The following is a 9,052-nucleotide window of genomic DNA, read 5'->3' as shown; positions in this document are numbered from 1 at the left end:
CGGCGGATCCTGCGGACCGCGACCGCGCTGGCGGCGCGCGGCGGGTACGACGCCGTCCAGATGCGGGAGGTCGCGGAGGGCGCGCAGGTGGCGCTGGGCACGCTCTACCGGTACTTCCCGTCCAAGGTGCACCTGCTGGTGGCGGTCATGCTGGAACAGCTGCACGGCCTCCAGGAACAGGTCCGACGGCATCCACCGGCCGAGGCCGAGCCGGCGCCGCGGGTCGCCGAGGCGCTCACCCGGGCGTTCCACGCGCTGCAGCGCGAGCCGCTGCTGGCCGAGGCGATGGTCCGCGCGCTGTCCTTCGCCGACCGCTCGGTGGGCGCCGAGGTGGACCAGGTCTCCGCCGCCACCGGACAGCTCATCCTGGACGCCATCGGGCAGTGCGGACCGCCCACCGAGGCGCAGCGCGCCGCCGTCCGGGTGATCGAGCACACCTGGCACGCGGCGCTGGTCGCCTGGCTCTCCGGCCGGGCCTCGATCGCCGAGGTGCGGGCCGACCTGCACACGGCGGCCCGGCTGCTCACCCTGCCCTGAGGCGCACGCCGGCCGGGCCCCGGCCCGGGGGGACGGCCGTGCCCCGACCGTGGCCGAACTGGAACCTGTTCTCCCCCGGACCGCACCGGGCCGCCCGGCCCGGCGGCTAGAGTCGACGCGCAGAACAACTCCATCCGCTCCTCCTCCGGGGAAAGCCGGTGCGAATCCGGCGCTGACCCCGCAGCCGTGAGCCCGGCGCCCGTCCGCCGGGCGAGTCGGAGTGCCCGGGGCAGGGCGAGCGGCCCCGCACCCGGCGGACCTCCGCCGGGCACCGTCGAGGACTACGGAACGGCCCGCCGGGCCGGCACCGCTCACCGAAAGGCACACCCCCGATCATGCTGACCGCCGCCCGCCTGGGCGCCGCCGCCCTGACCGCCGCGCTGCTCACCGGCACCGCCGCCGCCCCGGCGCTCGCCGACACCCCTGGCACCGGCACGGCCCCCGCCGCCCCGGCCCCGGACGGCCTGTACGGCAAGGGCGACCCGAGCTACGACGGCGTCTGGCGGCAGTCGCTCGCGCTGACCGCGCTGACCGCCGCCAAGGTGACCCCGGCCGACTCCGCCGTCGGCTGGCTCACCGGCCAGCAGTGCGCGGACGGCGGCTGGCCCTCGTACCGGGCCGACGCCGCGCCCGCCTGCGACGCCGCGGCGGAGGACAGCAACGCGACCGCCGTCGCGATCCAGGCGCTCGTCGCCCTCGGCGACCACCAGGACGCCGTGGACAAGGGCGTCCAGTGGCTCAAGGCCAACCAGAACGCGGACGGCAGCTGGGCCTACAACCCCGGCAACCCGGGCGACGCCAACTCCACCGGCCTCGCGATCAACGCCCTGCTCGCCGCCAGGACCGACCCGGCCACCGTCGCCAAGGCCGGCAAGAGCGCCTTCGACGGGCTCGCCCTCTTCCAGCTCGGCTGCGCCGCCCCCGCCGAGCAGCGCGGCGGCTTCGTCTACCAGACCTCCCCCGACGGCACCCCCGCCGAGGCCAACGGTCTGGCCAGCGGCCAGGCCTCGCTCGCCGCGGCCGGAGGCCGGCTGCCGGTCACCAACACCAACCGCACGGACGCCGCCCCCAAGGCCCTGGCCTGCCCGGACGGCGCCGCCGCCGCTGCCGTGCCGCGCGCCGACTCCGGCGAGGCGGCGGGCGCGTACCTCACCGCGCGGTTCGCGGCGAACGGGCAGCACCTCACGCTGACCCTGCCCGGCGCCGCGCCCAGCCCCGACTACGCGGCCACCGCGTGGGCCGCGCTCGGCCTGGTTCAGGGCGGCCACCCGCAGCAGGCCGCGGGCGCCGTCGACTGGCTGGCCAAGGAGGGCGGCACCTGGACCAAGGGCGGCACCGACGCCGCCGCGACCGCCACGCTGGTGCTGGTCGCCCAGGCCGCGCAGCGCGACCCGGCCGCCTTCGGCGGGACCGACCTGATCAAGCAGCTGACCGCGCTCGGCCCCGCGCCCAAGGCCACCGGCGCCGCGTCCGCCCCGGCGAGCGCCTCCGCGCCCGCGAAGAAGGACGAGGGCGGCAGCCTCAGCAAGTACTGGCCGCTCGGCATCGGCCTGCTGATCGGCATCGGCGGCGGCCTCATGCTGAGCCTGCAGCGCAAGCGCGGCGCGAAGCTGTGACTGTCCCCGGCCGGGGCCCGCGGCCGGCCCGGCCGGACCAACCGGCCGACGCCGACGCCGATACCGCCACGACCGCCACGACCGCCACGACCGCGGCGTCGGAGACCCGGCGGCGGGTGCTGCGGGCGGCCCTGCGGTTCACGGCCGGGATGATCACCGGGGTGCTGATCCTGCTGGTGCTCGGCGCCGCGCCGGCGCAGGCCGCCGGGTACCGGTACTGGTCGTTCTGGCGCTGGTCCGACGGCGGCTGGGCGTACCAGCAGCAGGGGCCGGCCGTGCACGTCCCGGCGGACGGGACGGTGGAGGGCTGGCGGTTCGCCGTCAGCCCGGACGGCGGGCGGGACGCCGCCCGGCCCGGCGCGGCCGGGGACTTCGCCGCCGTCTGTGCCGGTACGCCGGCCGAGGACGGGCGCAAGCGGGTGGCCGTGGTGCTGGACTTCGGCGGCACCGCCGACGCGCCCGGCGGCGAGAGCCCGCCTGCCCCGCGCACCGCGTGCGTCGTGGTCGCGCCCCGGGCCAGTTCGGCGGAGGTCCTGGCCACCGTCGCGCCGCCGCTGCGGTACGACACCAACGGCCTGCTCTGCGCCATCGCCGGCTACCCGCGCGGCGGCTGCGCCGACCAGCTCGGCGCGGCTGGTGCAGCCGGTGCGGCCGGCACGGGCAGCACAGCCGGTGCGGCCGGCGCGGGCAGCACGGCCGGCGCGGCTGACGCGCCGACCGACGGCGAGCGCCCCTCGGACGCCGCGAGCGCCGCCCGGACCTCCACCAGTGGGCCCGTGCTCGGGGTGGGCGCCGGCCTCGCGCTCGTCGCCGCACTTGGCGCGGGCGCCGCCTGGCAGGTGCGCCGCCGCCGATGAGGATCACCCAGCCCGGTCCCGTCCCGCGTTTTCGGGGCCCGAATATGACGACCGGTCTACAGATTCCCTGCTCTGTAGACCGGTCTACAGATTTTTCCTATGCCGACCGGTCTACATAAACCCCACCCCCAGCGCAGGAAGTCGGCCGATCCGACTTCCCACTCCACGCCGCACGACTCGGCACCCGACCCCACCCCACCCTGGACCCGACCGTTGGACCCCACCGTGCCCCCACCCCGCGCCGCCCGCCGCCGGCCCGCCGCCGGACCCCGCCACCTCCACCCCGGAGCGTGGTGGCTGTGGGCGCTCGGCCTGGGCGCGGCCGCCACCCGCACCACCAACCCCCTGGTCCTGCTCCTGCTCGCCGCCGTCGCCGGCTACGTCGTCGCCGCCCGGCGCGGCGACGCGCCCTGGTCACGCTCCTACGGCGCCTTCCTCCGCCTCGGCCTCCTCGTCCTCGGCATCCGCCTCGTCTTCGCCGTCCTCCTCGGCTCGCCGATCGCCGGCACCCACGTCCTGTTCACCCTCCCCGAAGTCCCGCTCCCCACCTGGGCGCAGGGCGTACGGATCGGCGGCCGGGTCACCGCCGAGGGCCTGCTCGCCGCGCTCTACGACGGACTGCGGCTGGCCACCCTGCTGGTCTGCGTCGGCGCGGCGAACGCCCTCGCCAGCCCGACCCGGCTGCTGCGCACGCTCCCCGGCGCGCTCTACGAGGCGGGCGTGGCCGTCGTGGTCGCGATGACCTTCGCGCCGAACCTGGTCGCCGACGTGCGCCGGCTGCGCGCCGCCCGCCGGCTGCGCGGACGCGCCGACCGAGGCATCGCCGCCGTGCTCAGCGTCGGACTTCCCGTCCTGGAGGGCGCGTTGGAGCGCTCGGTGGCGCTCGCGGCCGCGATGGACACCCGCGGCTTCGGGCGCACCGCCGCGGTGCCGCGACGGCTCGCCGTGCTCACCACCGTCCTCACCCTGACCGGTCTGCTCGGAGTCTGCCTCGCCGCCTACGGGCTGCTGACGGCGGGCGGCGGCGGGTGGGCGGTGCCGGTGCTGGTGATCGGCCTGGCCGCCGCCTTCGCCGGGCTGCTGCTCGGCGGACGGCGCTCGGTCCGCACCCGCTACCGCCCCGATCCGTGGGCGCTGCCCGAGTGGCTCACCGCAGGATCCGGGATCGCGGTCGCGGTGTCGACGGCCTGGCTCGCCTCGCTCGACCCGCTCGCCTTCGCCCCCACCGTCGTCCCGCCGACCGCGCCCGTCCTGCCGGTCGCCGCCGCGGCGGCCGTCCTGCTCGGCCTGGTCCCCGCGTTCGCGGCCCCGCCCCCACCGGCCACCACGGACACCACCGTCACCCCGCACGCCACAGACACCCCGGCCACCCCGGCAGCCCCGGCCACCGCCGCCCCACCCGCGCCCACCGACCCGACCGAGCCCCGGAGGACCTCGTGATCACCTTCGAACAGGTCGGCGTCCAGTACGCCGACGCCACGGCCCCCACCCTCAACGGCGTCGACCTGACCATCCCCGAGGGCGAACTCTGCCTGCTCGTCGGCCCGTCGGGCTCCGGCAAGTCCACCCTGCTGGGCACGGTCAGCGGCCTCGTCCCGCACTTCACCGGCGGCGTGCTGCACGGCCGGGTCACCGTCGGCGGTCGCGACACTCGCGAGCACCGCCCGCGCGACCTCGCCGACCTGGTCGGCACGGTGGGCCAGGACCCGCGCGCGCACTTCGTCACCGACGCCGTCGAGGACGAACTCGCCTACGGCATGGAGTCCTTGGGTTTGCCGCCGGACGTGATGCGACGCCGGGTCGAGGAGACCCTCGACCTGCTCGGCCTGGCCGATCTGCGCAGGCGCGCGCTCACCTCGCTCTCCGGCGGCCAGCAGCAACGGGTGGCGATCGGCTCGGTGCTCACCGTCCACCCCCGCGTGCTGGTGCTGGACGAGCCCACCTCCGCGCTGGACCCGGGCGCCGCCGAGGAGGTGCTGGCCGTGCTCCAGCGGCTGGTCCACGACCTCGGCACCACCGTGCTGATGGCGGAGCACCGGCTGGAGCGCGTGGTCCAGTACGCCGACCAGGTCCTGCTGCTGACCCCCGGCGCCCCGCCCGTGCTCGGCGAGCCGGCCGAGGTGATGGCGCACTCGCCGGTGCACCCGCCGGTGGTCGGGCTCGGCCGACTGGCCGGCTGGCGCCCGCTGCCGCTCACCGTCCGCGACGCCCGCCGCCGGGCCGCCGGGCTCCGCGCCCGCCTCGACGGCGCCCGCCTGAACGGCCCCCGCCCGCCCGCGCCATCCGCCGCCTCACCCGCCACCCCGCTCGCCACCGCCTCCCGCCTGGTCGTGCGCCGAGGCCCGGTCCCCGCCCTGCGCGGGGTCGACCTCACCCTCCACCCGGGCGAGGTCACCGCCCTGATGGGCCGCAACGGGGCCGGCAAGTCCACCCTGCTCGGCGCCCTGGTCGGCCTGCACCCACCCGCCTCCGGGTCCGTCACCGTCGGCGGCCGCACCCCGCACCGCACCCGGCCCGCCGAGCTGATCCGCCAGGTCGGCCTGGTCCCGCAGGACCCGCGCGACCTGCTGTACGGGGAGAGCGTCACCGCCGAGTGCGCGTCCGCCGACCGCGACGCCGGCGCCGAGCCGGGCACCTGCCGCGCCCTGGTGGAACGGCTGCTGCCCGGCCTCGACGACACCGCCCACCCGCGCGACCTCTCCGAGGGCCAGCGCCTCACCCTCGCCCTGGCGGTGGTGCTCACCGCCCGCCCGCCGCTGATCCTGCTCGACGAACCCACCCGGGGCCTCGACTACGCGGCCAAGGCCCGGCTGGTGGAGATCCTGCGCGACCTCGCCGCCGAGGGCCACGCCGTGCTGCTCGCCACCCACGACGTCGAGCTGGCGGCCGAACTCTCGCACCGCACGGCCGTGCTGGCCGACGGCGAGATCGTCGCGGACGGGCCGACGCCCGACGTGGTGCTCGGCTCCCCGGCGTTCGCCCCGCAGGTCGCCAAGATCCTGGCGCCGGGCCGCTGGCTCACCGTCCACCAGGTCGCCGAGGCGCTCGCGGAGGCCGCCGAGTGACCGGCCCGCTCGCCCGTCCCGTCCCGCTCGGCCGCCGCTCGATCGCCGCGCTGGCGCTGACCTCCCTGGTCGGCGTGGCCGGTTTCGGCTGGCCGCTGCTCGCCGCGACGGACTCCGCCCTGGTCGGCCACTCCGCCGACGCCCCCTGGCTGTTCGCCCTGCTGCTCCCGCTCCTGCTCGCCGTCGTCGTCGCCCAGATCTCCGAGGGCCGCACGGCGGGCGGCGGCGCGCCCGGCCTGGACGCCAAGTCGGTGGCCCTGCTCGGCGTGCTGGCCGCCGCCGGCGCCGCCCTGCGCCCGCTCGGCGCGGGCACCGCCGGGCTGGAGCCGATGTTCTTCCTGATGGTGCTGGCCGGCCGGGTGCTCGGTCCCGGCTTCGGCCTCGTGCTCGGCGCGCTGTCGATGTTCGCCTCCGCGCTGCTGACCGGCGGCGTCGGGCCGTGGCTGCCGTTCCAGATGCTCGCCATGGGCTGGGTGAGCCTCGGAGCGGGCCTGCTCCCCGGCCCCGCCCGCCTGCGCGGCCGCCGCGAACTCCTGCTGCTGGCGGGGTACGGGGCCACGGCCTCCCTCCTCTACGGCGTGATCATGAACCTCCAGGGCTGGCCCTACATCGCGGGCCTCGCGAGTTCGATCTCCTTCGTCCCGGGCGACCCGCTCTCCGACAACCTGGTCCGCTTCGCCGCCTACTGCCTCACCACCTCCCTCGGCTGGGACCTCCCGCGCGCCGCGCTCACCGTCGTGCTCTGCCTCACCCTCGGCACCCCCGTCCTGCGCGCCCTGCGCCGGGCCACCCGCCGCGCCGCCTTCGCCGCCCCGGTCGCCTTCCACCCGCCGGCTCGCCCACCCGGCAGCGCCCCGCCATCCGAAGGGGTGAACCACACCACTCGGCCGTGACAGGCTCCCACCGGGCGGTCCGGCCGTCCACGAGGATGCTCGACCGCAGCCCCAAGGAAGTGGAGTCGAGCCCCCCATGCACCCCCTCAAGCGACGCCTCGCCCGCACGGCCACCGTCGCCACCACGGCGCTGGCCCTCGCCGGCGCCCTCGCCCAACCCGCCGCCGCCGTCACCTTCATCGGCCGCGACGTGCCGACCACCGTCACGATCGCCCCGGGCGAGAGCGCCGCCGTCCCGTGGACGTACCAGAACACCGGCGGCGCGGGCAGCCTCCCCGCCTCCGGCATGACCGCCGTCTTCACCGCCCCGGGCAACACCGTCTTCGCGCCGCAGACCACCGTGCCCACCCAGTACAGCGGCGACGGCTCGGCCTGGGGCGCCAACAACGTCGGCCTGCGCAACTGCGCCCTCAGCAACGGGAACCGCACCCTCACCTGCGAGGGCTACGGCCGCAACGGGGGCAACAGCGGCTGGCCCGCCAAGGGCTACTTCCGCTTCTCCCCGCAGGTCACCGTGGACGCCGGAGCCCCCGCCGACACCGTCCTTCCGCGCGGCAACGGGAGCTTCCGGTACACCAACCCGGGCAGCGCCACCGAGTACACGATCACCGACGGCACCCTGACCGTCGCCACCCCGCCCCGCCCGCCGTCCGGCATGTGCCTGGACGTCGGCAACACTCGCGTCAACGCCGACAACGTCCGCATCTGGCAGTGCCTGGACCACACCAACCAGCGCTTCGTCATCGACGACGGCCGGATCAAGGTCGCCGACACCGTCGGCACCGGCGGCACCGGCGGAACCGGCGGCCCCGAGATGTGCCTCGACGCCGACAACACCGGCACCAACGGCGACAACGTCCGCATCTGGGCCTGCGAGTACACCCAGGCCGCCGAGGCCAACCAGTCCTGGCTGCTGCGCCGGGGCTCGGTCGTCCTGGAGTCCACGGTCGGCTCCGCCCAGGAGATGTGCCTGGACGTCGGCGGCACCCGCGACAACGGCGACAACGTCTTCCTCTACACCTGCGGCGCCGCCAACCCCAACCAGAAGTTCCTGGTCGAGAACGGCTACTTCAAGGTCCGCGACACCGTCTGACCTCCTGGGCGGCAGCCGCCGCACAACTCCCCCGCCCCGCCGACGGGACGGCCACACAGGCCGTCCCGCCCGGGGCACTCGTGCCGCCTCGGGCTCGGCACCGCCACCGCCTCCGCGCCCCTGCCCCTACGCCACGGACCGGGCGGCATCTTCGCCAACCGCCCGCCGAGCACCGCCGCGACGCTGTGGGTCACCTTCCCCGGCAACGGCGCGGCCAGGATGCCCAGCAACGCGTCCGCCGACCACCCGCCCGCCAACAGCCCCTCCATCCGCGCCGCCTGGTCCACCAGGGGCTTGCCCGCCAACGCCAACTCCGGATCGCGCTGCCCGAGTTCGATCAGCAGGCCCATCCCCTCCGTCATGCGGGGCACCGCCGCCACCGGAAGGATGGAAGGTTCCTTGCATCCCACCGTCCTTACCCTCAAGGAGGGGCTTCCCGCCTTCCCGAGGCCGGGCGCCCCGGCGGCCGGAGACACGGGAAGCGGCGGCAACGCGTGAACCGCCTTGTCCGCAACGGGCACTTCATGCACGGAGACCGCCGTCCTGACCCGTCCGCTCACGGGGTCACGCACGGTCCGCCGCACGTAGTGTCCGGCCGCCTCCAGCTCCCGCAGCGCGCGGGCGACCGTCGTCCGCCCCTCAACACTCTTCGCCGCCAGGGTCCGTACGTCCTCGCGAGCCCCGTCCGGCAGGCTGAGCAAATAGCTCAAAAGCCCTCGGGCAGCCCACGACAGCGCGTGCTTGCGCACGACATGCCGGTTGTCCAGGATCGTGTACCCGGGCGCGTGCTTGGGGATACGATGAATCCGCATCGTGGAGCTCTCTTCTCCTGGTGCCAATCCCCGGGGTGTTGGCGCACCGCCGGGGCTTTCCATGTCGGCATCACGGTAAGCACGGCCACCGACCCTCCGACCCCGAATCAGCCGATCTTCCCTCCAGATCACCCGATTTGGGGGGCGCGCGGGAGCACACCCCAGCGCACACACAGCGG

8 protein-coding genes and 1 riboswitch are annotated in these 9,052 nt (G+C 76.2%); of the genes, 7 read left to right on the top strand and 1 reads right to left on the bottom strand.

Annotated elements, in window-relative coordinates; genetic code table 11:
• The 7 genes from ABD308_RS21760 to ABD308_RS21730 form a co-directional block, all read left to right on the top strand.
• Positions 1-537, top strand: a 537-nt coding sequence (locus ABD308_RS21760; protein ID WP_344337763.1) for a TetR family transcriptional regulator, incomplete at its 5' end; no start/stop codon positions are given.
• A 149-nt stretch (positions 538-686) separates the two neighbouring features.
• Positions 687-762: riboswitch (cobalamin riboswitch) on the top strand.
• A gap of 110 nt (positions 763-872) precedes the next feature.
• Entirely contained in the window at positions 873-2,153 is a 1,281-nt protein-coding gene (locus ABD308_RS21755; RefSeq protein WP_344337762.1) for an SCO2321 family membrane protein, read from the top strand.
• A gap of 116 nt (positions 2,154-2,269) precedes the next feature.
• Positions 2,270-3,010 carry an SCO2322 family protein gene (locus tag ABD308_RS21750; protein ID WP_344337761.1) on the top strand — a complete coding sequence of 247 codons (741 nt, stop codon included), beginning with the start codon at positions 2,270-2,272 and terminating at the stop codon, positions 3,008-3,010.
• 225 nt (positions 3,011-3,235) lie between these two features.
• Positions 3,236-4,450 (top strand): energy-coupling factor transporter transmembrane protein EcfT, encoded by a 1,215-nt coding sequence (locus tag ABD308_RS21745; RefSeq protein ID WP_344337759.1) that lies wholly within the window; start codon positions 3,236-3,238, stop codon positions 4,448-4,450.
• Positions 4,447-6,075 carry an ABC transporter ATP-binding protein gene (locus ABD308_RS21740; RefSeq protein ID WP_344337757.1) on the top strand — a complete coding sequence of 543 codons (1,629 nt, stop codon included), beginning with the start codon at positions 4,447-4,449 and terminating at the stop codon, positions 6,073-6,075. The genes ABD308_RS21745 and ABD308_RS21740 overlap by 4 nt, the downstream gene beginning before the upstream one ends.
• Entirely contained in the window at positions 6,072-6,968 is an 897-nt protein-coding gene (locus ABD308_RS21735) for an ECF transporter S component (protein WP_344337756.1), read from the top strand. The genes ABD308_RS21740 and ABD308_RS21735 overlap by 4 nt, the downstream gene beginning before the upstream one ends.
• 76 nt (positions 6,969-7,044) lie before the next feature.
• Entirely contained in the window at positions 7,045-8,061 is a 1,017-nt protein-coding gene (locus tag ABD308_RS21730) for an RICIN domain-containing protein (RefSeq protein ID WP_344337755.1), read from the top strand.
• Here the strand turns inward: ABD308_RS21730 and ABD308_RS21725 are convergent.
• The gene (locus ABD308_RS21725; RefSeq protein ID WP_344337754.1) at positions 8,034-8,873 is read right to left on the bottom strand and encodes a helix-turn-helix domain-containing protein; all 840 of its coding nucleotides are present in this window, start codon (positions 8,871-8,873) and stop codon (positions 8,034-8,036) included. The genes ABD308_RS21730 and ABD308_RS21725 overlap by 28 nt on opposite strands.
• Positions 8,874-9,052: the final 179 nt, after the last annotated feature.

Source organism: Kitasatospora putterlickiae (assembly GCF_039527695.1).
Taxonomy (GTDB): domain Bacteria; phylum Actinomycetota; class Actinomycetes; order Streptomycetales; family Streptomycetaceae; genus Kitasatospora; species Kitasatospora putterlickiae.
The sequence above is the reverse complement of the archived record's forward strand: the minus strand, read 5'-3'. Positions and strand labels throughout refer to the sequence as shown.